This window comes from Micromonospora antibiotica (assembly GCF_017599305.1).
Classification (GTDB): domain Bacteria; phylum Actinomycetota; class Actinomycetes; order Mycobacteriales; family Micromonosporaceae; genus Micromonospora; species Micromonospora antibiotica.
Genome location: NZ_JAGFWR010000001.1, coordinates 1,023,964 through 1,047,086 on the forward strand (window position 1 = coordinate 1,023,964; position 23,123 = coordinate 1,047,086).

A 23,123-nucleotide genomic window follows, 5' to 3' on the forward strand; every position below is an offset into this window, starting at 1 on the left:
GGTCGGCTCGCGTCAACTGGAGGACCCTTGCCACCTTCCCGCATCACCATGCATCCAGGGCTGTCCACCCTCACCGCCACCGACGAGCCTCTGCAGAGAGCTACCAGCGAACTGATCGTCGACCTACGCGAGGTGGTAGGCCTGCGCGTCACGGAAGAGGACACACCAGGCACTGGCCACAAGGGTGGGATGAACGATCTGGTGATCGCACTTGGTGGACCGAGTGTGGTGGCTGGTGTGGTCACCGTGGTGCGGCTATGGCTGAGCCGCGATCGGCGGCGGTCGCTCATCGTTCGATCGGCACGACCGGGCGAGGAGCCGGTGTGGATCGAAATTACAGGCGACAACATCGCTGAGCGGACCGTACATGAGACTGTCCAGCGGCTGCTCGGCGCACCTGATCCGCTCGACCGAGCCTCTGAGCTTGATCCGGGCCCCGGTTCAGACTCAGACCTGGACCCCGCGAACGGGTGAGGACCGAACAAAGAACCGGCCCAGGGGTGATCTGCGTCTACGACACAAAATCGCGCGGACCGACGTTCCTATAAAGCGCGCTTTCGTATGACGGGCAGCCTGAACCTTGGCTGGGACGGCTGCCCTCACCGACCCCATCGTCGGCGCAGTCCTCCGCGCGAGGTACGACCGACTCGGTACGGCAGAGGAGAGGGTTCGCTGGGATGGGCCCTGGGGAATCGGCGGTCTTGCCGTCGGCGTCATGGTGCAAATATGAGGGAACGACGAAAGGTGCCCCAAGCTACCTGCCTTTAGGCGACAGTTTGAGGTCTGAGCGGGCGCTCTCGGCAGAGCCTCGAGCGCCATGCGCCCGGCCAGGATGTGGTTGGGGTGCCGGTCGAGGTTCTTGCGGACATATCGACATGATTTGGATGCTCGACGGATGCCGTCGTAGTCGTATGTCGGCGGGGTGAGCGCTCCGCGTGCTCCTCTGGTGGCGACTGCCGGAGTGGGTATGCAGGCGAGGTCTAGTTGATCTTCGATGATGTGCGCGACGTGTGCTCGCCAGCAGATGCCAACCCGGGTCAACCGGTACCAACGCGGGTCACCGCAGCCGATCGTGGTCGCAAACGGGGGTTCGTGTGCTCGGGCTATGCTCCTGGGCTGGGCGAACACGGGTCCGGGTGCTGCGGGTGGACGTGGGCCACTCCCTGCCACCCCAGGTGAACCCGCAGGTCGCTAGACTAGGCGCTCGCGCCCTCGTAGCTCAGGGGATAGAGCATCGGTTTCCTAAACCGTGTGTCGCAGGTTCGAATCCTGCCGGGGGCACCAGCTGAGGTCCAGCGGGCAAAGTACCGATCGTCGATGAACCTCGACCGGCTGCGGGACCACCGCTGTCGGATCGCCGCCCACGGTGAACCTGCTGCCCGAACTCCGACGACGCCGTCATGGCCGCGATGCGGGTCATGACGGCGTCGACGACGGCGGTGTTGCGGGCCGTTGAGCGGTCTGTGTTGTCGCGGGCGGATCAGAGGTACGGGTCGCTCGCGGCGTAGATGCCCAGAACGATCATGAGGGTGCCGGACACTGCCGTGAGGACCTGCCCGGCCCTCGGCGTCATGAGCTTGCGGGAGACCGCTCCGACTCCCACCAGCAGCCCCTGCCAGCCCGCCGAGGCGGCGAAGATGCCGGCTACGAAGAGTACGCCGGCACCCCAGGACATCGTGCCGCCGATGCCCACCGCCGCCGAGGCGAAGTAGCCGATGGTCAGTGGGTTCGCTGCGGTGAGGCCCAGGAGGAGCAGGTAGGCGCGCAGCCCGGTGGTCGGCATGCCACGATCCGTCGGCCCACCAGGGGTCGTCGATCCTTTTAGCCGACGCAGGGCGAGCAGTTCCCGCGCCCCCAGGAGCACCAGGACGGCACCGGCGATGATCCGCATCGGTGTCAGGAGCGACCCGACGGCGGCGGCGACGCCGCCGCCGACCGAGACCGCCAGTGCGGCGAAGACCAGGTCGGTCGTGGCGACGCCCAGCGCCGCCGCCAGGCCCACCCGTAGGCCCCGGGCCTGACCGGTGCGGATGACCAGCAGCCCGATGGCGCCCAGTGGCACCGCTACTGCCAGCCCGGCCAACAGCCCGGCCAGCAGGTATCCCATCATGACAGACATCGCAGCGTCCCCCGTCAGTGCGCGCGTTACGACACTGCGGGACACTACCAGGTATGGGCTATTCCATAAGCTCAGATATCCCGAATCTGACCTCGTCGCCGTCCGCCGGGCTCAGGTCCTCCCGGGTGTAGAACATCTCATAGACGTTGGTCGAATACAGTTGACCTGCCCTGGTCAGCTCGTATCGGTCGCCCTCCAGGCGTAGCCAGTCCTTGTCCACCAGCTCCTGGAGCTCGCTGCCGAAAACCGACTCCATCGGTACGCCGAAGCGCTGCAGGAACTCCGTCTGGGATACCTCACACATCTTCAGGCCACGGATCATGACCCGCCGCATCTCCTGCTCCTTGGTCAGCACCGTGGCGAAGTCAATGGGAATCCTGCCCTCGTCCACCATCTCGTAGTACCGCTTCAGGGGCTGGACGTTGACGTAGAGGCGGTCATGGATCACGCTCTTTGACGACACCCCGAAACCGATCATCGGCCAGGTGCGCCAGTAATATTCCAGGAAGCGGGACAGGTCGGGGCACCGGTCCGGGTGGAAGTACCCGGTGGAGCTGCGCCGACGGAACCCGGCGGCCTCCAACGCGTCGATGGCGTACTCGTACATCATGGCTTCCTCGGCCGGCGACGGCAGCTGCATCTTGCCCGAGCCGATCAGGGTGTGGAAGGCCGTCTTGGGCCAGATCTCCAGGCCGTACGCCGTGATGCAGGCCGGTTCCAGCTCGATGGCCCGGTCCACGCTGCGCTTCCAGTCGTCGAGGGACTGGTCCGGCAGCGGGAAGATCAGGTCGATGTTGGTGTGCCGGAACCCACCGTCGACCACCATGCGGTACGCGTTCTCGGCGGTCGCCACGTCGTGCGAGCGGTTGCAGATCTCCAGGAGCCGGTCGTCGAACGCCTGCACCCCCACGTTCACCCGGTTGAATCCGCCGGCCACCAGTGTCTCGACCTTGTGCGGGTCGACGGTCGACGGGTCGAATTCCAGGGCGATCTCACAGCCGTCGTTGAATTCGAACGTTTCCCGGCACGCGTCGAGCAGACGGACCAGTTGCTCACCGGTCAGGATTCCGGGCGTCCCACCGCCGAAGTAAACGGCGTCGATCGAGAATCCGGGAAAGGTGCGGTTGGTGGCGAAGTTGCGGATTTCCTTCTCCAGCGCGTCGACGTACCGCGCGAAGTGTGACTCGTTCTTGTTGACATAGACGGTGTAGTCGCAGAACCCGCACTTCTTGATGCAGAACGGCACGTGCAGATAGAGCACCGCGCTCTGCCGCCGGAAGTAGTCGTCGTAGTCCACGTAGCGGTACTTGAAGGGGTAGGTGTGGATGTTGCGGCGGATGATCTGGCCCTCGGGCTGATACATCTGCGATTCCTCCGCTTCGCTCAGTGAATCGGCGTGAACGGTTGCGTGGCTACGTCGGGCAGCGCATTGTTGACCCGACCGTTCGGGACCACCGGCCTGCCGCACGACACGAAGAGGTCGTCGAAGACCTCGCGCCGCCGGTCCCGGTAGTCCGAGCCGGACCGGCCCACCAGCCGGACCATCTCCTCGGCGAGCATCAGCTGGTACCGGCAGGACTCCTCGTTGAGCACGTTGAGGTCCCCGCTCGCGACGAAGTTCTCCTGGCGGCAGCCGCCACCACACAGGTAGCGCGCCCAGCACTGGCCGCAGACGGGATGCTCGTCGACGGTGCGACGCCATTCCGGGTGCGGCACGGTGAGCCCGTCCTCGCCGGTCCCCACGTCGAACGCCTCGTCGCCGACGAGACGGTGGCAGGGACTGATGGTGCCGTCCGGCGAATGGGTGTAGTAGGTCCGCCCGCCGGAACAGAACGACAACGCGGTGAGACCCTCGATCATCATCTGGGCGGTGCGTTCGTACTCGAGCACCCCGGCGAAGCGGTTGTCGGGCGTGAAGAACGACGGGTAGGCGTGCAGGAAGTCGCGGAACTGCTCGATCATGCCGGGCCGCAGGAAGTGGTTGACGTAGGTGACCTGGCGTGGACTGCTGAGCACCTTGTCGCCCAGGGTCAGGGTGAGGGCGACGCTGCGCCCCTGCTGGTCGACCGGATAGACGCCGGGGTAGATCTGGAAGAAGTCGAACAGGTTGAGTTCCCACAGCTCGCGCACGCTGTCGAGCAGGGTCGGCGTCTCCGTCGCGATGGTCATCCGGGCCACGAGGATGACGTTGTCGCCCGCTTCCCTGCGTAGCGTCCACAGGTTGCGCATGATCCGGTCGTACGAGCCGCTGCCGTTCTTGGATGGACGGTTGCGGTCCTGCACCTCCCGGGGCCCGTCGAGGGAGACGGAGACGATGAACCGGTGCCGGCGGAACAGGTCGATGACGCCGGTGGGCATCAGCGTGAGGTTGGTGGAGATGCGGTGGACGAACGTCACCCCCCGCTCGTCGGCCACCCGCTCGGCCCGCTCGCAGATCTTGCTGATCAGGGCGAAGTTGGCCAGCGGCTCGCCGCCGAAGAACTCGAAGCGCACCCGCTGGCCGGGTGCCACGTTCTCGTCGATGAAGCGGAAGATCCACGCCACGGAGTGTTCGCCCATGGCTTCCTTCATCCGGCCGTAGTCGCCGCCCTCGGCGAAGCAGTACGTGCAGGCCAGGTTGCAGATGTTGGTCAGGTTCACGTTGACCGCGAAGTCCGCACCGTCGGCCAGCGAGCTGGCGCGCAGCGTCTCGGCGTTGCTGTCGGCGTCCGGGGTCAGCGTGAAAGCCTCCCAGGCCGAGTGTTCCTCGGCACGTAGGTGCTCGATCCCCTGTTCCAGGCGCTCACCCACCTCCCGTGGCATTCGGGCGATGCGGTGGTTGCCGGTGACCAGCACCGCGGACTCCTGCTCGTCGAGGTGCACGACGAAGTAGTCGGTGCCGCTACGCACGGCGGGTCTCCTGGAGTCGGATCGCGGCCTCGGGGACGGCGTCGCTGGAGTGTTGGATCTCCAGGACTGTGCTGATGGGGAAGTGCGCCCGGTCGTACACCTCGTAGAGGTTGGCGTGGACGCCGGGGGGCAACTGCACGCTGACGCCGCGGTCGTCCGAGGCGGACTTGCACGCGATGAAGCGGTACTGGGAACCGGGCAGGATGGGCACCCGCTTGACCTCGCGGCCGTGGGAGGCCCCGCCCAGCACGCGGACGGTCACCTCGTGCGCCGCGGACGCCTCACTGGACAACTCCACGTGTACGGCCTTGACGTCGCCGCGCCACTCGTGCTCGATGTGGTGCAGGTCGGCGGCGTCGACGTCGAGAATGTCGAGCGCGGTGTTGTCCGGTGCCGCCAGCAGCCGGAACGGCAGGGGCTTGGCGCACCCCTGGCAGTGGGCCTCCCCGGTGAGCCCGACGGGGGACGCGATCAGCCCGTACCGCTCGACCACCAGCAGACCGCAGTGCGGGCAGTAGGAGTTCGTCGCCTCGTTGTCGTAGACGTTGCCGAGGTAGCAGTAGCGGACCCCCTCCTCCAGCGCGATCTCCCGGGCCCGTTCCAGCCGCTCGACCGGGGTCCGGTCGACGTGGGTGTACTTGTAGTCGGGGTGGAAGCGGACGAAGTGCACGGGCACGTCGGGGCCGAGCCGGTCGAGCACCCAGCGGGACAGTTTCCGCGCGTCGCCCTCGGTGTCGTTGGCGTCGGTGACCAGCAGGCTGGAAACCTCGACGTGCTTGCCCCGGTCGAACACGTAGGCCGTGGCGTCCAGGACGGGCTGCAGCTGGCCCTTGGTCACCCGCTTGTAGAACGTGGGGTCCATCGACTTGAGCGAGATGCTGAAGATGTCGATGACCTCGCAGAGTTCCTTGGCCCCTTCGAGCGAGATGTAGAACGCCGACTTGAAAAGGTTGACCAGGCCGTGCTCGCGGGCGAGCCGGGCGGTGTCCAGGACGAATTCGTGCCAGACGACCGGGTCGTTGTAGGTCCAGGAGATGACCTGGATCCCTCTTTCGAGGGCGCTCTGCACGACCTGTTCCGGGGTGTAGTAATGCACCGACTGGTCCTCTACGAACCGCGCCTGCGAGGTCTGCCAGTTGTGGCAGTAGTCGCAGTTCATCATGCAGCCGATGTTTCCCATCGAAAGGATGCGGGCGCCGGGGGCGTAGTGGTAGACGGCCTCGGTTTCGATCGTCTCCTCGGTCATGGCGACCGACTTGCCGTAGTTGAGCGTCACCAGTTCACCGCCGCGGTTGGCGCGTACCCGGCAGAACCCGACCGCTCCTGGGCGGATGACGCAGTTTCGGGGGGAGAGGTGGCACTGGACCGTTCCGTCCGGGCGGGAACTGTAGAGAACGGCGGGATGGGTGTCCTGCTGCCAGCTCCATTGTTGCTGATCCTTTGGCACGGTGCGTCCTTCCGTGGCGGGATGGCGGGAATTCAGCGTGAACTGCGGTGAATGTGCGCAGGTGCCGAGGGCGCGGGCGGGGTGACCCGTGCCGGGAAGGTGTCAGGCTGTCGCGCGCCAAGATCTGTGATCATTGTATCGCTTACGGTGACGACCCCCGAACGAACGGTATGTCTTGACATGTGTTGGCGTCAATACTTTCGGCATAGGACGGTGACGTGAAGTGGTCTTGGCCGGAAGGGATGGGGCGTGCCTGATGCGCAGCGGAAGATCAGTTATCCGTTGCGTCGGTGGAGTTGTTCTTGGGGCAACGGATAACTGATCTTCCGGCTCTCGGCGTGGGACGGGTGACGACCGCCGCCGCCGTCCACTTCGTGGCCGCGGTGCCGCGCGTCCGGCCGCCGCTGCCGCGTCCCGGCGGCGGCGTCGGGGTCATCCGTTGGCCCGCGTGCCCGCAGGGGCAGGAGGAACTGCCCCTAAGGCGGCCGGCGGTCGCGTACCCCGCGGGCGGGTGCCCGGGGCAGGGTGGCCGGGTTGACTGTCGCCGACGTGAAAAGAGCGGTCATGACCTGGCGCGAGAACTACTGGGACGATGCCACGCAGAGCCCGGACTACTTCGAGTCCGTCGAGTTCGCCACCGTCCTCGACGGCGACTACGGCACCCGGATGTTCGGCCGGTGGATCGCGCAGATGCATCCGGACCGCCACGACCTGATCCGCAGCCTGGAGTACCTGCTAGTCACCTACCGGCACGGCGATGACGTGCAGGCGACGCTGGACACGTTCGAGCGCCAGCTTCCCCGGCCGTGGGACGACTGGGCGATGACCACGGCACTGACGGAGACCGCCCGCCGCAACCCGGACGTGCCGGTCGAACTCCGCGACGACGACGACTTCGCCGCCCTGGCCGAGCAGTTGCGCGACGACGCCCAGCTCTTCGCGCTCTGGCGGGAGGAGGTGCAGCAGGCCGCCGTCATGGCGCTGTCCGTCCCGGAGGTGATGCCCGCCTTCGTCACCTCCTGCCAGACCCTAGCGGCGGAGGCACACGGCTACGGGGACAGGGGCAAGGAGGAGGAGAGCGAGCAGGAGAGCGAGGACGAGGAGGAGGCCAGCTACGACTACTCCGGGTACGACCGGGCGTTCGGGCACATCGCGTCCGACGACGACCTGGTGGTGGCCCCCGGCCCGGAGAAGTCGGTCCGGTTCGCGGAGCCGCTGGTGCAGGGGGAGGACGCGCCGCAGTGGCAGCACGGCGAGTTCAAGATCGGGGTGGCCTTCACCCTGAACCCGGAGGCCAACTCCAACCTGGCCGGCCTCTACTCCTGGGCGCAGACGCAGGCCCTCGTCGGCCTGTGGGGGGTGGACGTGGATGAACTCGCCACCATGATCGGCTCGGCGATGGAACGGATGCCCCGGATGTACCGGGACGACCGGATGACCATCCACGTCTTCCCGCAGTACGTCTTCATCACGGTCACGATCGACTCGGCGCTGAACGCGCACAACACCGGGATCATCGCCACCCTCACCGACGAGGGGGCGTACGCGCACTACGTGCAGTTCAAGGACCTGGTGATGTTCTACACCGACGAGAGCGACATGGACACCCCGATCTACAACGTGCTCAAGACGTTCGGGGACCCGTGGGCCGGTGGCACGGCCGAGAGCTACGTGGTACGCCACGGCCGGGGCCGCAAGGCGTACTTCACTGTCGACCCGGTGCGGACCAGCCACGAGCAGAGCGTGGCGGCGGTGGTCCGGCGCTGCTCCGGTGGGCTCGACGTCCGGGTGCTGTCGGCCCGGCCGCAGTAGGGTGACGACCGCCGGCGGTGGTGGGATGGTGCCCGAAGGGGCAGGCGGGACTGCCCGGAGGGCTTCCCGTGGGGTTGCGGCCGACCCGGGCGGGCCGCGTTCACTGGCCCCCATGGCTGCATCAGCGTCCCGGTCCCTGCGCGCCACGTCGGCGCTCGCTGTGGTGGCACTCCTGGTGGCCGGGGCGCCGCCGGCGGCGTACGCCGAGTTCTTCGCGGCACCGCGACCGGCCGGTGGCCCGGCGCTGCGGATCAGCGTGAGCGACGGCGCCGCCCCGCTGGTCGGCGAGCCGGCCGGGACGACCCTCGGGCTGACCCCCGGTGGCTCGGCGGTGGTCACCCGCACGGTGACCACCGCGACCATCCCGCCCCGCCCCGACGTGGTGCTGCTCGCCGACACGACCGGCAGTATGCAGGCGGCGCTGAACGACGTCCGGGTCAACGCGAAACGGATCATCGGCGACATCAGCGCCGTCCAACCCGACGCCCGCTTCGCGGTCGCCGAATTCCGGGACGAGGGCGACGAGTTCGTCTTCCGGCTCAACCGGGACCTGACCGCCGTGCCGTCCGAGGTGCAGGACGCGGTGAACGTCTGGACCGCCGCCGGCGGCGGCGACGGCCCGGAGGCCGGCCTGAACGCCCTGTACGCCGTCGCCACCGGAGCGGTCGGCCTGCGGACCGAGAGCAGCCCGATCGTGGTGATCTTCGGGGACGCGCCGTCGCACGACCCGAGCGTCGGCCACGACCTCGCCGGGACGATCCAGGCGTTGACCACCCGGGGCGTGCGGGTGGTGGCCGTGGACGTCGGCAACCCGGGCAGCTACTCCCTCGACGAGTCCGGACAGTTCACCGAGATCACCCGGCAGACCGGGGGCGTGCTGCTCGACGCCGCCGGCCCGGCCGAGGTCTCCAACGCCATCCTGGCCGGCATCCGCGCCATCCAGGCCACCGTCAGCGCCCGGACCACCGACTGCGACCCGCAGCTCTCGGCCTCGGTCACCCCGGCCGAGCAGACCGTCGACAGTGGCGGCACCGTCGACCTCACCGTCTCCGTCGCGGTCGATGCCGCCGCCCGCAACGGGGAGTACGCCTGCCACCTGGAAGTCTCCGTGGACGGCATCGTGCAGGGCGAACCGGAACGCCTGGTGGTGAACGTCAGCGGGGCGGCACCGGACGTACCGGTGCTCCACTCCGACGCCGCCGCGCTCGACCTCGGGGAGGCCCCCCTCGGCGTGCCCTCGGCGACCCGGACGGTGACCCTCACCAACAGCGGCGACTACCCGCTGACCGTGGCCGCCGCCCTCGCCGAACAGCCGCCCCCGGCGGTGTTCGCGGTCACCGCCTCGACCTGCGGCGGAACCCTGGCCGTCGCCCGGTCCTGCACGGTGGCCCTCACCGCCACCCCCCGGGCGATCGGGCCCGCGACGTCGGTGCTCAGCCTCGCCAGCGCCACCGACACCGGCGGGGTCGCCGCCCAGTCGCTGGCGCTGAGCGTCTCGGGTCGCAGCCCGACGTTGCAGTTCAACCCCGGCGTCGGTCGTCCCGGCCAGGTGGTCACCGCGCTCGGCCAGGGCTTTCCGGCGGGGGCCGAGGTGCTGGTCACCTGGGTCGACGGCACCGGCGCGGTGCCGGTGGTCGCCGACGCGTCCGGCCGGTTCGCGGTGCCGATGGTGGTCTTCGAGGAGGGGATCGCCGGTCCCCGGGCCGCGCTCGCCTCGGTGCCGGCGGTCGGCCAGGTGACCAGCGGAACGTTCCTGGTGCAGTCGGCGACCGCCCAGCCGGGCCCCTTCACCCGCCGTCGCTGACCGGCCCACCCGTCGGGGCGCACCGGTCCCGGGCCACGGCCGGGGCGCCCGGGACCCGGGCCACCGCCGAGCCACCCCCGGCGGGATCGCCCAGGGCCCGTACCCCGGTCAGCCGACCAGCACCTGACCGGTGGCGATGATGCTGCCGGCCGGCAGGGGAGCGGGGTCGTTGCAGGTGTTGACCTTGTCGCCGTGCCGGGCCGCCGGCTTACCGTTGATCAGCACCAGGGCGCTGCCGGCGATGATCGTGCCCTGGTTGTTCGGTGGCGTCTGGAACGGCCCCCCGGTCGGCAGGTGCGGCGGGGAGTTCACCGCGACGCTGCCGACCACGGCGGCCGGCTTGCCCTCGATCAGCACATCGGTGCTGCACCCGTTGGCGATGGTCCCGGCGAAGGGCATCGGGGTGGGTGTCGGCACCGGCCCGGTCGGCGAGGGCACCATGATGATGTGCGTGTCGGTGCCGACCACCTTGTCACCGAGCTTCGCGGCAGGTACGCCCACGATGGAACCCTCCCTTGGGCAGCGGAACCGGTCAGATCAGCCCCTCGCGGATGGCGTGCGCGACCGCCTGGGTGCGGTTGCGGACACCGAGCTGGGTGGTGATCTCGTGCACGATGTTCTTGATGCTGCGTTCCGAGTAGGACAGCTCCCGGGCGATCGTCGCGATGTCCGCCCCGGCGGCGATCATCCGGAGCACCGCGAGCTGGCGCGGTGACAGCGGCAGGATGGTCAGCCCCCGGGGGGCGAGCACCTGCCGCTGGGCCCGACCGACCCGGGTCAGCAGCGAGCTGAGCAGGTCGGTGGGGAGCCTCGCCTCGCCCCGGGCGGCAGCCCGGACCACGTCGCGCAGCAGGGTGGCGGTGCTCTCCGAACGGCGTACCAGACTGAGACCACCCGCCTCGATCGCCTGCAACCCGGCGGTGTCGTCGAGCTGCCCGACCACCAGCACCGGTCGGGGAGCCGGCCGGCCGGTCAACGCGTCGAGCTGGGCCAGCAGCCACCCGTCCACCGTGTCGGCGACGATCACCAGGATGTCCGGGGTGTCGTCGGGTTCGGCCAGCACCACCGGTCGCGCGCCGACCGGGTCGTCGGTCGCCGCAGTGCCGAGCTGGGCCATGACACCGGCCTGGGAGATCGGGTCGCGGGAACGGACCGCCGTACGGATCGGTGCCGGGCCCGGGACGGTGCCCGCCCGGTGGGCGCTGGCGGCCGGATCGGTGGTGTCCGGACCGGGGACCTGCCCGACGGCGGGGTGCGGGTCGCTCATCGGCTGGGGGAGGGGCTCGGGGTGGGCGCGACCGGCACGAGCTGACCGGCGAAGTACGCGGCCGGGGTGCACGCCGTGGTGCCCGGGTTCGCGCACTTCACCGCGACGGTCACCGGCTGACCGGCGGAGAACCGCAACGGCTGGACGAAGTGGTAGTCCAGGTCGCGGAAGTTGTTCAGGCCGGTCTCCAGCAGCACGGTGTCGCCCCGCCGCACCTGGAGCAGCCCGGCGTCGCCGTGCGGATTCTGCAACACGATGTCGGTCACCCAGAGCACCTTCTTGTCGGCCGGCCGGTAGGTGGAGAGGGTGAACTCGTTGGCGGTGGTCGGTGAAGCGCTGGTCGCCACCCGGAAGTCGGCGGCGGTCTCCGGGTCGGCGTTGTCCAGCGTCCCGCCCTGGGCACCCGGCCCGTTGCCGTTGCCCTTCCCGGTCTCGGTCGTCGGGCTCGGGGCCGCGCTCGGTTTCGGGCTGGCGCCGGCCGCGACGATGGCCACCTTCTCGGCCTTCTCGGCGGTCTCCGCCGCCTCGCTGGCCTGGGTCTTCACCTCGGCCACCTCCTGGGACAACTCCTTGGTCTCCACCTTGGCGGCCTCCTTCGCGGTGGACTGCACGGTGGGTTTGAGCACCGCGAACCAGAGCCCGACCAGGGCGACCGCCACCGCGGCGGCCACCAGCACCACCCGGGGCGACCAGGCCGGCAGGACGGACCGCTGCACCAGCAGTCCGTCGCTGGTGATCGGCTCGGCGTCGGGACGGGTCACCGCCACCTGGAACGGCAGGTTGCGGTCCGGGCCCAGCAGGAACCGCTTCCGGGGGCGTACCCGCAGCTTCACGAACGTGGCCGTGCCCGGACGCAGCACCGGCGCGACCGGCAGCACCCGGAAGGTCAGCAGGCGGTCCGGATCGGCCGGCAGCACCTCGACCGTGGTCTCGACGTTGCCGGTGTTGTCGATCACCAGCTGGTGCCGGGCGGCGCGACGCGCCTGGGAGGTGCGGGGCACCAGCTCCGCCGCCAGCTCCACGAAGGGCTGCACGGTGACGGTGCCCTCCTCGACCACCGAACCCTCGGGATTCTCCCGCCCCCGGACCCGTACCCCGAAGGCGACGCTGCCGGCCGGCACGGTCGCCGCACGCGGCGGCGTGAACGTCACCCGGGCCTCCTGCTCGGTGCCGGGCAGCAGGTTCATCGTCGCCGGCTCGACCTCGGCCCACGGTGCGGCGTCGCCGACCACGTCCAGGGTGAACCGGTCGACGACGGCGGCGGTGTTACGCACCCGGACGGTGCAGCCGACCGTGCCGCCCGCGGCGACGGTGAGGTCGGTCTCGACAAGTCCCACAGCGACACTCATGCGGGCAGTCTCGCCGCGCGGATGGGCCGGCAGAACCACGAACGAGGAACACCAAGGGGCAGCCGTGGCTACCTGAACGGGCAACGGAAAGCCTGATCGGGCAACCGGCGACCCGGCGGGACAGCCCTCGCCCGGGTGGCCGGGGACCGGCAGGGCGGGCCGGGCGACCGGGAAGACGGCGGGGCGTCAGCGGGGCTCGCTGATCCCACCCCTGGGCCGGGGCCCCGGCGGGCCACCCGGACCGCCGGGGCGGCCACCGCCACTGTTGACGCTGACCTCACGCGGCGGCGGTGCCAGGTCGGTCTGCGGCTCGGGCACGAACGGCACGAGCAGTTGCAGGTGCAACCCGGTCCGGGCGGTCCCGCCGTGCGCCACCCAGGCGGAACCGGTGTCCCCCTCGCGCCGGGGCGCGGAGCGCACCACCACCGGCTGGTTCGCCCGGGCCACCGCACCGGTCAGGAACCGGGCCGGCAGGGCGGTGCAGCTCGCACAGCCGACCAGCAGTTCACCCAGCAGCCGGTGCTCCCGCTCGGTGTCGGTGGCCCAGGCGGTCAACAGGTAGCTGAACCGGTACCGGCGGCCCGGTGGGCGACGCCCCACCAGCTGACCGTTGGCGTCGCGCAACTCGTCCCAGGTCGCCGAGACGCCCGCCGAGTCCTCCTCGACGTCCAGCAGGAAGGCCGAGACCAGGTCACCCTCGCCGCGCTGCGCACACCGGTCCGGCGGGTCGAAGACGACCGGCACGTCCGACGGCAGGTAGTGGCCCAGCCAGGCCCGGACCGACAGGTCGACATCCCAGATCATCCGCCCACCCTGCCCGCTGCCCGGACGGCACCGCGCCCGGCGGCCGGGCAGGCCGTCGGGGCGGATCGGTTGCCCTTGGGGGCAGAACTGCCTACCCCGGCGGCGGTCCGGCGGGCAGCCCTCGCGGCCGGCCGGCGTTGGCAAGCTCGGCCCCATCACACCGTCGTACAGGAGGTTCGATGCCGACGTATCTGTCGCCGGGCGTCTACGTGGAGGAGGTTTCCTCCGGGTCGAGGCCGATCGAAGCGGTCGGGACGGCCGTCGCCGCGTTCGTCGGCTTCGCCGAGAAGGGGCCGGTCGACGAGCCCACACTGATCACGAACTGGACGCAGTACACCCGCACCTTCGGGGGCTTCGTGGCGGGCAGTTTCCTGCCGCTGTCGGTCTACGGCTACTTCCTCAACGGCGGCGGCTCCGCGTACGTGGTCCGGGTGGGTGGTGGTGCCGGCGCGGACTCCGCCGCCGCCGAAGCCGCCGGTGAGTCGTACCCGGCTGCGGCCGTACCGGCGGCCGGCGACAACGGGCGGCTCTCCTTCACCGTGCGGGCCGCGCTGCCCGGCCCGGCCGGGCAGGACCTCTCGGTCGAGGTCGCCGACGCCTCCGAGGGCGGCGACGACGCGTTCAAGCTCGTCGTCAAGCAGGCCGGCAAGCCGGTCGAGACGCTGGACAACCTGACCACCAAGCGCGGTGCGGGCAACGTCGTCACCGCCGTCCGCCAGCAGTCCAAGCTGATCCAGATCGAGGAGGCGAAGGGCGCCACCCTCGCCCCGCCCCGACGCGGCGCCGAGGTCACCCTCGCCGCGCCCGCGCTGCCGGCCACCACTACCGGCACCGGTGACCTGCGGGTACGCGCCGAGGACTACGTCGGCGACGTCAGCGACCGGACCGGCTTCGCCGGGCTGGAGGCGATCGAGGACATCACCATGCTCTGCGTGCCCGACCTGGCCGCCGCCCACCAGCAGGGGGCCATCGACGACGAGGCGTTCAAGGCCGTCCAGTTGGCGATGATCGCGCACTGCGAGCTGATGGGTGACCGGGTGGCCATCCTCGACCCGCCGCCCGGCCTGCACCCGCAGCGCCTCAAGGAATGGCGGATGGACGTCGCCGGCTACGACTCCAAGTACGCGACCCTCTACTGGCCCTGGGTCAAGGTGATGGACCCGGCGCAGGGCCGGGCGGTCTTCATGCCGCCGAGCGGGCACGTCGCCGGGGTGTGGGCTCGCAACGACGACACCCGGGGCGTCCACAAGGCACCCGCCAACGAGATCATCCGGGGCGCGCTCGCCCTGGAGAGCGGGCTGACCAAGGGGGAACACGACCAGCTCAACCCGATCGGGGTCAACTGCATCCGGGCCTTCCCTGGGCAGGGCATCCGGATCTGGGGCGCACGGACCCTGTCCAGCGACGCCGAGTGGCGTTACCTCAACGTCCGGCGGCTGTTCAACTGGATCGAGAAGTCGATCCTGCTCGGCACCAACTGGGTGGTCTTCGAACCCAACGACCCCCGCCTCTGGGACGCGGTACGCCGGGTCATCACGATGTTCCTGCGCCGGGTCTGGCGCAGTGGCGCGCTGATGGGCGACACCTGGTCCGAGGCGTTCTTCGTCAAGTGCGACGCCGAGAACAACCCGCCGGAGAACCTCGACGCCGGCATCCTCACCGTCGACATCGGCATCGCCCCGGTCAAGCCGGCCGAGTTCGTGGTGTTCCGCCTCTCCCAGCTCTCCCAGGGCTCTGGCGACTGACCGGCCCGCGGCGAGCACCCGACCTGAGCGACGACGAGACCAGGAGAACTGAGCATGGCCGGTCAGGGCACCCAGGACCCGAAGCAGAACACCCAGATCATCAGTGCCGCCGTCTTCCGGCTGGAGGTGCCGGGCATGTCGGCGATCAACTTCGCCGAACTGGTCGGGATCAGCAGCGAGGTGGAGAACGCGGAGTACATGGCCGCCGGCACGACCGGGCCGATCTTCTCCCGGCACTTCGGTCGGACCAAGCCGCCGACGGTCACCCTCAAGCGGGGCCTCGACCTCAACGGCGACCTGTGGCTCTGGCACCAGAAGGTGCGCAACATGATGTACGACGCCTACCGGGACTGCGCGTTGAAGCTCTACGGCCCCGGTGACGACCTCAACGGCGACGCCCGGCTGACGTACATGATGACCAACGCCTGGCCGTCGCGGGTGGAGGTCAGCGGGGTCAAGGCCGGAGCCACCGACATCGTCTACCAGACGGTCACGCTGATGTGCGACGACCTGTTCGACTTCAATGCGCGCATCTAGCCTCGCCGAGCCCGCCGCCGGACCGGCGGCGGGCCTGCGGACCGAGTACCCGTTCGTGCTGCCACGCGGGCTGGTCGACGACCGCGGCGGGGTGCACCGCGAGGGCACCATGCGGCTGGCCACCGCCCGCGACGAGATCACCCCCCAGGGCGACCCCCGGGTACGCCACAATCCGGCGTTCCTCACCGTGCTGCTGCTCGCCCGGACCGTCACCCGCATCGGCGGGGTGCAGGCCGTCGACGTCGACGTGATCGAGCACCTCTTCGCCTCCGACCTGGCCTTCCTCCAGGACCTCTACCGGCGGGTCAACCAGCAGGGGCACACCGGGGCCGAAGTGGCCTGCCCCAGCTGCGGGGGGCGCTTCGCGGTGGACCTGGCCGGCGGCCGACCGGGCGACTCCTGACCCACCCGGCAGCCCGACGCAGCACACCCGTACCGGAATCTGAAGGAGGTGGGCATGGCCTGGTCGTTACGGCCCGGACAGCCGTTCTGGCCACGTCGTCGCCGGACGGTCGGGGCACCTGTTCCGGTCACGTCGTCGGTGCCGCTCGCGTCGCCGGTGCCCACCGACCGGTACCCGGTCCTGCCAAGCCTGCCTTTGCTGACCGTGGCACCCGCCGCGGCGATGGTGACCATCCCGCAACCGGGGACCGCCACGGACGACCCGTCGTGGCCCCCGACCTCCGCTCGCCGCCCGTTCCCCGGCCCGGTCCCGGTGGTCTCCGCGCGGTCCGTCGGGCCGGCTGCGGTCACCGACCCGACCCCGATCCGGTACGACACCGGTGCGGCCCACCGCCCGCCGACCGCTCCGACCCGGTGGGGCAGCCACGGTCCCGCCCTCGACCGTGCTCTGACTCCCGATCACGGTTCGGCCCTCGACCGTGGTCTGGCTCCCGATCACGGTTCGGCCCTCGACCGTGGTCTGGCTCCCGATCACGGTTCGGCCCCCGGCCGTGGTGTGACTTCCGGCCACGGTTCGGCCCTCGACCGTGGGCCGGCGGTGGTGCCGGGGGCGATTCCGGGTCCGGCGGGAGACAGCTTTTCGTCGCCGGACGTGGGATGGAACGTGGCCGGTGGTCCGGCCGTAGACGAGGGCTCGACGGTGGGGCATGGCCCGAGCGGGACGGCGGGCAGGCCCGGCGGAGAGGGCGCCTTCCCGGCACCGGGTCCGCCGGCTGGGCCGGAGAATCCGCAGGGACCAACGTCCGCCGGGCGATCCGACGAGGCTGGCGTGGATGCCGCAGCCGCCCGGACGGCAGCGCAGTTCGCCGCCGCCGGTCTGCCCACCGCGCAGGTCTGGCCGCCACCGGGATTCGAGGTCGCCTACCTGGCGGCGGAGGCCACCAGGGCCGCCGAGGAGTCCCGGGCATCGGGCGGCAGCGGGCGCGCCCGGCCGGCGCAGCCGGACACCGGCCTAGGCGCGGCCACCACCGCCCCCGGACACGACGGTCGGAGCGACCCGGAGGGGACCCCGCCGTCGGCCGGTGAGGTGCGCCCGGTCGAGGTGGCCTTCGCCGGACGCCGGGGCCGCACCGCCCGACCGACGACCGCGCGACCGGGCCAGGAGCCGGCCTCCCCGGCGGAACAGGGATCAGCCGATTCGGGTGGCACTACCGCCCCGCCCACCGCCGCCCCGGGGCGGCTCGCCGGGCCCGCCACCCAGGAAGGCGGGCCCGCCACCCGGGACCAGCCCGACCCGGGCCGCCGGGTCGGCCCGGACGATGCCACCGGCGGTGGCCGCGACGCTCCCGCCGACCGTAGGCGGGACGGCTCGCCGGACGTCGGGCAGGACCGGCCGGCGGGCGTCGGGCAGGACCGGCCGGCGGGCGTCGGGCAGGACCGGCCGGAGTATCCGGCGCAGGCTACCGGGCCGGCGGACCACCGGGGCGGGACCCTCGACGAGGCAGGTGCCGTGGTCGGATCGGAAGCCGCACCGCTGGCGCACCCGCCCGGCGGAACACCGGACGGCGTGACCTCGCCGGTCGCAGGTGCCACGGCACCGACCCGGGGCACGGAGCCGGCCGGACGACCGGGGTCCGAGAACCTGCCGGTCGCGGACCCCGCCGGGCGGTCGGCGTCCGGGAGCCGGACTCTCGCGGACGCTGACCAGTGGTCGGCGTCCGGGAGTCGGCCACTCACGGACCCTGACCAGTGGTCGGCGTCCGGGCGTCGGACACTCGCGGACCTTGCGGAGCGGCCGGCATCGGAGGGACGGCCAGGACCGGCGGGGCCCGACATCGCGGACGACCGGCAGGGTCCGGCGGCAGCGCACGACACCGGGGACTATCGGCCCGCCCCACCGGTGGGGCGCGACACCCACCGCCCCGAGCCGGTGTCCCCGCCGTCGTCCTTCTTCCTCACCCGGCGTCCGGAGCAGTCCACGCCGGCCGGCCCTCCGTCGGGTGTGGACCGGGAGCACGGCGGGGCCGGGCAGGGACCGCCGGCCGGCCCGGGACAGGCGGAAACGGTGCCGTCGGTCGTCCCGCACCCACCCGCACCGTCGGCCGAGCGGGTCGACCGGCCGACGGTCGTACCAGCCGTGGACGCGCAGGTCCCGGCGTACCCCATCGGGGTCGTCACGGCCGTGCCGACGGCGGCGGCCGACCGGCCGGGCCCGGCACCGAGCACCGGGCAGGGGCCCGGGTCGCTGGCGCACCGCGCGGGTCCGCCGCCCACCGCGGTGGGCGACCCGGAGCTGCCGGAGCGGGTGCCGGCCGCCCTGGTGGACGGCTTCCGGCAGCGGTACGGCGTGGACGTCGCGGCGGTGCCGGTGTGGCGGGGCGCGGCGGCCACGGAGGTGGTGCAGCAGGCTGGGGCGCGGGCCGCGACCCGGGGTGGTGAAGTGCTGTTGCCGGCCTCGGCCGGGCCGCTGGACGCGCCGCCCGCCCGCGCGCTGCTCGCCCACGAGCTGGCCCACGTGGTGCAGCAGCGGGCGTTCGGGGCGACACCGCCGGCCGAGTCGACAGGCACCGGCCGGGATCTGGAGGCGCGTGCGCTCGCCGCCGAGCACGCCTTCGGCGACGGCGGCGGGCCGGGCGTCGGAGGTCCGCTGCCACCTGCCGCGCTGCTGACCGGTGCGGGTGCCGCGTCGACGCCTGCGGGTGCCGCCGGCACCTGGGGGATCACCCCCGGCGGTGGGCTGACCTGGCAGGCGAAGCCCGGTGCGGGAGGCGTGCCCCCGGCGGCACTGACCGGCCCGTCGGCTGCGCCGACCGGCCCGCCGGCTGCGGCCCACCCGCTCCAGCGGGCGTCGATGGACACCCCGGCGGCCACCCTCGACGACCTGCGGGCGTTGGTGCGGGGCGAACTCGACCAGCAGCAGGACCAGGCCGCCGATCCGCCGGCCGGGCCGCCGTCGGACGCCCTGCGGGCCGAGGTGGCCGCCGCGACCGCGACGCCCGCGATCGACCGCAGCGCGGGCCGGATCGCCGAGGTACGCGACGCGGTGGAGCGGCTCCGGGCCGAGCTGCGCACGGTGGCCGACCGGGGGCGGGTCACTGCCGCCCGGCTGGACCAGGAGGCCGACCGGGTGCCGGACCGGTCGCCGGGCCGGCCGGTCGACCTGGAGAACCCCGACGACCTGGAGGAACTGGCCGGCCGCCTGTACGGGCGGTTACGCGGGCGGCTCCGGCAGGAGCTGCTGGTCGACCGGGAGCGCAGCGGGCGGCTGACCCAGTTCCGCTGAGCACGCCAGGTGACACGAGGCACGGCAGGCGGCAGGACGCACGGCAGGTGGCAGGACCGCACGGACGCGGGTCCAGGACGAGGCGACGAGGAGGGCGAAACGATGGCAGGCGGTCTTTCCACCGCGGCCCGCTTGATGGGCGGCTTCTTCGAGGTCACCGGCGTCAACCACCGGTACCTCGTGGTCATCGACGACGAGCGGTACAACCTCGGCTCCTGGTCCCGGGTCTCCGGGCTGGGGGTGACCTGGCAGGTCTGCGAGTACCGGGCCGGGGACAGCAACGACGTCTTCACGTACGTGGGGGAGCCGACCTACAGCCGGATCCGGCTCAGCCGGGCGGTGTGCTTCGACTCGCAGGTCGTCCAGGAGTGGCTCTGCCAGCAGGCCAACCGGTACCGCCCGCTCAGCGGCACGATCCAACTCGTCGACAGCGTCGGCCTGAAGATCGTCGGCTGGGACCTGAAGCACTTCTTCCCGGTCGGCTGGTCGGTGTCGGAACTGGACCCGAGCCACAGCGGGGTGGCGGTCGAGACGCTGGAACTGGCGCACACCGGTTTCCTGCACGACGACGTGAAGTTCTCGCTCTGATGGCCGCCATCTCCGCAGGTCAGCTCGGCGGGATGCTGGGCGACCCGAGCCAGACCGCGCAGGGGCTCGCCTCCGGTGGCCTGCTGCAGATGTTCCGCGACGGGCCGGGGGTCAAGCGGACCCTCAAGCTCGGCCTGGCGATGCGTTTCCAGGTGACCATCGGGGACGTCCCGATCGGGCTGTGGCGGTCCTGCCGGGGGCTGCGGGCCGACTTCCGGCCCGAGGTGGTCCGGGTGACCGGGGACTACGTCGGCCAGTACCACCTGCCCGGCGAGGTCAGCTACGCCCCGGTCGTGCTGGAACGGGCGGTGCACCGGGAGAGTTCCGCGCAACTGCAACAGTGGCTGGTCGGGGTGCTGCGCTCGTGGCAGGACGGCACCGGCGACGACACCCGGACCACCGCCCGGATCACCCTGCTCGACGCCGACGGCGAACCGGTCAACAGTTGGCTGCTCTACGGCGTACGGCCGTCGTCGTGGACCGGCCCGGACCTCTCCTCGGACAGCAACCAGGTCGCGGTGGAACGGCTGGAGCTGGTGCACGAGGGGTTCTTCCCCGACCTGCAGGCCAAGGCGGAGACGGCCACCCTGTCGTCCCCGTCGCTCGGCCGGGTCACGTTCTCCTACAACCCGGCCAAGATGGGCATCACCCGTTCCTCCCGGGCCAGTCAGCTCGTCGGTCGGGGCCGGGGCGTGGAGCTGACCTCCGACACCGCATTGCGGGTGATGGCCGGCGAGGTGCTGCTGGTCGGTGCCGGGGTGGCCCAGGACGTGCAGAAGCTGATCGCCTTCTCCGGCCCGCCGAGCGTCGACGAGCAGAGCCGCACCGCGTCCAGCATCGAGCTGCCCCGGTTGACGTTCACCTGGGGAAAGCTGTCGATGGCCGTCAACCTGAGCACCCTCAACGTCAACCTGACCCGGTTCGACGGTGAGGGGCAGCCGGTGCGGGCGCAGGCCACCCTGGACCTGATCGTGATCGAAGGGGAGATCTTCCCCAAGCGGGGTGGCCCGGTGCCGACCCGGTCGGTGCGGACCGACCCGGCGCAGTGGCGGCAGCGGGCGCTGGCCAGCGGGCTCGACGACCCGATGCGGGCGCAGGCCAGGGGCGCGTCCGTCGGGGCGCGGCGGTAGTGGGGGCGAGACGATGACCGCGATCGACCGGCACGGCCTGCTCTGGGGTACGGCGACCCTGCGCCCCCGGGTCACCGTCGGCACCGCCGGCCGGGCGCTGCCGACGGCCGCCGCCGACCAGCTGGTACGGGTGGTGGTGGACACCCAGGCTGCCCTGCCGGACATGTTCGAGCTGACCTTCGCCGACCTGGACGGCAGTGTGCTGCGTACGGCCGGGTTGGAGCTGGGCACCGCCGTGCAGGTCTTCGGCCCGACCGGGGACGGCTCGGCCGAGCACCGGTTGATCAGCGGCGAGGTGACCGCCGTGGAGGGGCACTTCGTGGACGTCAGCGCCCACGTGGTGGTACGCGGTTACACCCACGACCACCGGCTGCACCGGGTACGGCGGACGCGTACCTTCCTCAACCAGTCGGATGCCGACGTCGCCCGGCAGGTGGCGACCGCCGCGAAACTGTCGGTCGGCACGATCGACGCCACCACCGGCCGGTTGGCCCACCTCTCCCAGGTCGCCCAGACCGACTGGGAGTTCCTCAGCGCCCGCGCCCGGGAGATCGGCTACGAGATCGGCGCGGACGGGGACCGGTTCCACTTCCGCCGGGCGGCCACCGCCCGCCGGGCCGGCAGCCCGGTGCCGTTGACCTTCCGGGGCAACCTGCGCCGCTTTCTGCCCCGGGTCAGCGCCGGCAACCTCGCCCCCGAGGTCGAGGTGCGCGCCTGGGACCCGGTCGCCGCGACGGTGGTGGCGAGCCGTACCGCGACGACCGCCGACGGGGTGAGCCTGGCCGGCCGGACGCCGACCGCCGCCGCCGACACCTTCGTCCCCCGGGGCGCGGCGGCACCGCCACGGGCCGGCAACAGCGCGGTCGGTGACGTCGGGCCGGCCCCCGGACCCCGCGCGCACGTCCTGGTCGGCCGGGGGCTGCCCGTGCCCGGTCGGGCCGACGGCGCGGTCACCCAGGTCGCGAAGGGGCTCGCCGCCAGCGTCGGTGGCGGGTTCGCCGAGGCGGAGGGGGAGGCGCTGGGCGACGCCCGGTTGGTCGCCGGCAAGGCCGTCAAGGTCGACGGGGTGCCCGCACCCTTCGCCGGCACCTGGACGCTCAGCGCCGCCCGGCACGTCTTCGACGAGACCGGGGAGGGCTACCGCACCGAGTTCACCGTCGGCGGTGCCGAGGACCGTTCGCTGCTCGGGCTGACGAACGTCGGCGGGACCGGCGTCGGCGGTGATCCGGCCCGGATCGACGGGGTGGTCTGCGGGGTGGTCAGCAACGTCAAGGACCCGCAGAACCTGGGCCGGGTCACCCTGGCGCTGCCGTGGCTGTCGCCGGACCACGAGACCGACTGGGCGCCGGTGGGGCAGCTCTTCGCCGGCCCGACCGGGGGCGCGTTCTTCGTGCCGGAGCCGGGTGACCAGGTGCTCGTCGCGTTCGAGTTCGGCGACGTACGCCGCCCGTACGTGCTCGGCAGCCTGCCCAGCCGGCACACCGGGTACGGCCTCGACGGCGGCCAGTCGTCGTCGACGAAGCCCGGGGCGACCGGGGTGAAGTCGGTGGGGCAGACCAGTTCGGTGATCCGGCGCGGCCTGCTGTCACCCGCCGGCAGCCGGTTGGTTTTCCACGACGAGGTGCCGCCCGGCGGCAAGGGTCAGCCGACCGCCGCCGACGTGGTGCTCGGCACCAAGGGCGACAAGCTGTCGCTGGCGATGGACCAGGTGGCCGGCACGGTGACCCTGCGCTGCGCCCCCGACAAACCCGGCAAGCTGGTCATCGAGTGTACCGGGCAGACCGCCGTGGAGATCAAGGCGGGGCCGGGCGGCAGCCTCACCCTCGACGGCGGCACCAGCCTGAAGCTCAAGGGCAAGACGGTCGACATCAGCGGCACGCAGGTCAACATCAGCGGCACCGCGTCGACCGCCATCAAGGGCAAACCCATCCAGCTCAACTGAGGAGT

The 23,123-nt window shown here is 71.5% G+C and carries 19 protein-coding genes and 1 tRNA gene; 11 read left to right on the forward strand and 9 right to left on the reverse strand.

The window, feature by feature from the left end; all coding sequences use genetic code 11:
* Nucleotides 1-48: 48 nt before the first annotated feature.
* Complete coding sequence (locus JQN83_RS04750) at nucleotides 49-474, forward strand: effector-associated constant component EACC1 (RefSeq protein WP_208565733.1); 426 nt, start codon at nucleotides 49-51, stop codon at nucleotides 472-474.
* A 734-nt stretch (nucleotides 475-1,208) separates the two neighbouring features.
* Nucleotides 1,209-1,284, forward strand: a tRNA-Arg gene (locus tag JQN83_RS04755).
* Nucleotides 1,285-1,480: 196 nt separating this feature from the next.
* Here JQN83_RS04755 and JQN83_RS04760 read toward each other — a convergent pair.
* The 4 genes from JQN83_RS04760 to amrS are packed head-to-tail and all read right to left on the reverse strand — an operon-like array spanning nucleotide 1,481 to nucleotide 6,455.
* Nucleotides 1,481-2,119 (reverse strand): LysE family transporter, encoded by a 639-nt coding sequence (locus JQN83_RS04760; protein WP_208565734.1) that lies wholly within the window; start codon nucleotides 2,117-2,119, stop codon nucleotides 1,481-1,483.
* A gap of 58 nt (nucleotides 2,120-2,177) precedes the next feature.
* Nucleotides 2,178-3,482 (reverse strand): coproporphyrinogen-III oxidase family protein, encoded by a 1,305-nt coding sequence (locus JQN83_RS04765; RefSeq protein WP_208565735.1) that lies wholly within the window; start codon nucleotides 3,480-3,482, stop codon nucleotides 2,178-2,180.
* Nucleotides 3,483-3,502: 20 nt separating this feature from the next.
* Complete coding sequence (locus JQN83_RS04770) at nucleotides 3,503-5,008, reverse strand: radical SAM/SPASM domain-containing protein (protein ID WP_208565736.1); 1,506 nt, start codon at nucleotides 5,006-5,008, stop codon at nucleotides 3,503-3,505.
* On the reverse strand, nucleotides 5,001-6,455 hold the full coding sequence (gene amrS, locus JQN83_RS04775; protein WP_208565737.1) for an AmmeMemoRadiSam system radical SAM enzyme: 1,455 nt from the start codon (nucleotides 6,453-6,455) through the stop codon (nucleotides 5,001-5,003). Before amrS ends, JQN83_RS04770 begins: the two co-directional genes overlap by 8 nt.
* Nucleotides 6,456-7,019: 564 nt before the next feature.
* On the opposite strand from amrS, the gene JQN83_RS04780 reads away from it, so the two are divergent.
* Together JQN83_RS04780 and JQN83_RS04785 are read left to right on the forward strand one after the other, a co-directional pair.
* Nucleotides 7,020-8,267, forward strand: coding sequence for a hypothetical protein (locus tag JQN83_RS04780; protein ID WP_208565738.1), 1,248 nt, complete (start codon nucleotides 7,020-7,022; stop codon nucleotides 8,265-8,267).
* Nucleotides 8,268-8,379: 112 nt separating this feature from the next.
* Entirely contained in the window at nucleotides 8,380-10,071 is a 1,692-nt protein-coding gene (locus JQN83_RS04785) for a choice-of-anchor D domain-containing protein (protein ID WP_208565739.1), read from the forward strand.
* Nucleotides 10,072-10,179: 108 nt separating this feature from the next.
* Here JQN83_RS04785 and JQN83_RS04790 read toward each other — a convergent pair whose 3' ends face one another.
* From JQN83_RS04790 to JQN83_RS04805, 4 genes are all read right to left on the reverse strand, one after another.
* Complete coding sequence (locus JQN83_RS04790) at nucleotides 10,180-10,572, reverse strand: PAAR domain-containing protein (RefSeq protein ID WP_208565740.1); 393 nt, start codon at nucleotides 10,570-10,572, stop codon at nucleotides 10,180-10,182.
* Nucleotides 10,573-10,603: 31 nt separating this feature from the next.
* A complete protein-coding gene (locus tag JQN83_RS04795; RefSeq protein ID WP_208565741.1) occupies nucleotides 10,604-11,338 on the reverse strand; it encodes a helix-turn-helix transcriptional regulator in 735 nt (244 codons plus the stop codon).
* A complete protein-coding gene (locus JQN83_RS04800; RefSeq protein WP_208565742.1) occupies nucleotides 11,335-12,687 on the reverse strand; it encodes a COG1470 family protein in 1,353 nt (450 codons plus the stop codon). The genes JQN83_RS04795 and JQN83_RS04800 overlap by 4 nt, the downstream gene beginning before the upstream one ends.
* A gap of 186 nt (nucleotides 12,688-12,873) precedes the next feature.
* Nucleotides 12,874-13,491: a Pvc16 family protein gene (locus JQN83_RS04805; RefSeq protein ID WP_208565743.1), complete on the reverse strand. Its 618-nt coding sequence runs from the start codon at nucleotides 13,489-13,491 to the stop codon at nucleotides 12,874-12,876.
* A gap of 179 nt (nucleotides 13,492-13,670) precedes the next feature.
* Here JQN83_RS04805 and JQN83_RS04810 point away from each other — a divergent pair, with 179 nt between their 5' ends.
* The 3 genes from JQN83_RS04810 to JQN83_RS04820 are packed head-to-tail and all read left to right on the forward strand — an operon-like array spanning nucleotide 13,671 to nucleotide 16,176.
* Entirely contained in the window at nucleotides 13,671-15,236 is a 1,566-nt protein-coding gene (locus tag JQN83_RS04810) for a phage tail sheath family protein (RefSeq protein ID WP_208565744.1), read from the forward strand.
* 54 nt (nucleotides 15,237-15,290) lie between these two features.
* A complete protein-coding gene (locus JQN83_RS04815) occupies nucleotides 15,291-15,773 on the forward strand; it encodes a phage tail protein (protein ID WP_088643766.1) in 483 nt (160 codons plus the stop codon).
* Nucleotides 15,760-16,176 carry a hypothetical protein gene (locus JQN83_RS04820; RefSeq protein ID WP_208565745.1) on the forward strand — a complete coding sequence of 139 codons (417 nt, stop codon included), beginning with the start codon at nucleotides 15,760-15,762 and terminating at the stop codon, nucleotides 16,174-16,176. Before JQN83_RS04815 ends, JQN83_RS04820 begins: the two co-directional genes overlap by 14 nt.
* 1,188 nt (nucleotides 16,177-17,364) lie before the next feature.
* Here JQN83_RS04820 and JQN83_RS34045 read toward each other — a convergent pair.
* Nucleotides 17,365-17,718 (reverse strand): hypothetical protein, encoded by a 354-nt coding sequence (locus tag JQN83_RS34045; RefSeq protein WP_208565746.1) that lies wholly within the window; start codon nucleotides 17,716-17,718, stop codon nucleotides 17,365-17,367.
* Between the two features lie 357 nt (nucleotides 17,719-18,075).
* On the opposite strand from JQN83_RS34045, the gene JQN83_RS34050 reads away from it, so the two are divergent.
* The 4 genes from JQN83_RS34050 to JQN83_RS04845 all read left to right on the forward strand — a co-directional run bounded on the left by JQN83_RS34050 (nucleotide 18,076) and on the right by JQN83_RS04845 (nucleotide 23,118).
* Complete coding sequence (locus tag JQN83_RS34050; protein ID WP_208565747.1) at nucleotides 18,076-19,458, forward strand: eCIS core domain-containing protein; 1,383 nt, start codon at nucleotides 18,076-18,078, stop codon at nucleotides 19,456-19,458.
* A gap of 102 nt (nucleotides 19,459-19,560) precedes the next feature.
* Nucleotides 19,561-20,046, forward strand: coding sequence for a phage tail protein (locus tag JQN83_RS04835; protein ID WP_088643770.1), 486 nt, complete (start codon nucleotides 19,561-19,563; stop codon nucleotides 20,044-20,046).
* A complete protein-coding gene (locus tag JQN83_RS04840; RefSeq protein WP_208565748.1) occupies nucleotides 20,046-21,176 on the forward strand; it encodes a phage tail protein in 1,131 nt (376 codons plus the stop codon). Before JQN83_RS04835 ends, JQN83_RS04840 begins: the two co-directional genes overlap by 1 nt.
* A 13-nt stretch (nucleotides 21,177-21,189) precedes the next feature.
* Nucleotides 21,190-23,118, forward strand: a complete 1,929-nt coding sequence (locus JQN83_RS04845) for a phage baseplate assembly protein V (RefSeq protein WP_208565749.1) — start codon at nucleotides 21,190-21,192, stop codon at nucleotides 23,116-23,118.
* Nucleotides 23,119-23,123 lie beyond the last annotated feature (5 nt).

Excerpts from the sequence above, each read along its gene's own strand:
- JQN83_RS04750 (WP_208565733.1), top strand. The coding sequence starts at position 49 with ATGCATCCAGGGCTGTCCACCCTCACCGCCACCGACGAGCCTCTGCAG.
- JQN83_RS04760 (WP_208565734.1), bottom strand. The coding sequence starts at position 2,119 with ATGTCTGTCATGATGGGATACCTGCTGGCCGGGCTGTTGGCCGGGCTG.
- JQN83_RS04810 (WP_208565744.1), top strand. The coding sequence starts at position 13,671 with ATGCCGACGTATCTGTCGCCGGGCGTCTACGTGGAGGAGGTTTCCTCC.
- JQN83_RS04815 (WP_088643766.1), top strand. The coding sequence starts at position 15,291 with ATGGCCGGTCAGGGCACCCAGGACCCGAAGCAGAACACCCAGATCATC.
- JQN83_RS04820 (WP_208565745.1), top strand. The coding sequence starts at position 15,760 with ATGCGCGCATCTAGCCTCGCCGAGCCCGCCGCCGGACCGGCGGCGGGC.
- JQN83_RS04805 (WP_208565743.1), bottom strand. The coding sequence starts at position 13,491 with ATGATCTGGGATGTCGACCTGTCGGTCCGGGCCTGGCTGGGCCACTAC.
- JQN83_RS04785 (WP_208565739.1), top strand. The coding sequence starts at position 8,380 with ATGGCTGCATCAGCGTCCCGGTCCCTGCGCGCCACGTCGGCGCTCGCT.
- JQN83_RS04845 (WP_208565749.1), top strand. The coding sequence starts at position 21,190 with ATGACCGCGATCGACCGGCACGGCCTGCTCTGGGGTACGGCGACCCTG.
- JQN83_RS04780 (WP_208565738.1), top strand. The coding sequence starts at position 7,020 with ATGACCTGGCGCGAGAACTACTGGGACGATGCCACGCAGAGCCCGGAC.
- JQN83_RS04835 (WP_088643770.1), top strand. The coding sequence starts at position 19,561 with ATGGCAGGCGGTCTTTCCACCGCGGCCCGCTTGATGGGCGGCTTCTTC.
- JQN83_RS04765 (WP_208565735.1), bottom strand. The coding sequence starts at position 3,482 with ATGTATCAGCCCGAGGGCCAGATCATCCGCCGCAACATCCACACCTAC.
- JQN83_RS04800 (WP_208565742.1), bottom strand. The coding sequence starts at position 12,687 with ATGAGTGTCGCTGTGGGACTTGTCGAGACCGACCTCACCGTCGCCGCG.
- JQN83_RS04795 (WP_208565741.1), bottom strand. The coding sequence starts at position 11,338 with ATGAGCGACCCGCACCCCGCCGTCGGGCAGGTCCCCGGTCCGGACACC.
- JQN83_RS04840 (WP_208565748.1), top strand. The coding sequence starts at position 20,046 with ATGGCCGCCATCTCCGCAGGTCAGCTCGGCGGGATGCTGGGCGACCCG.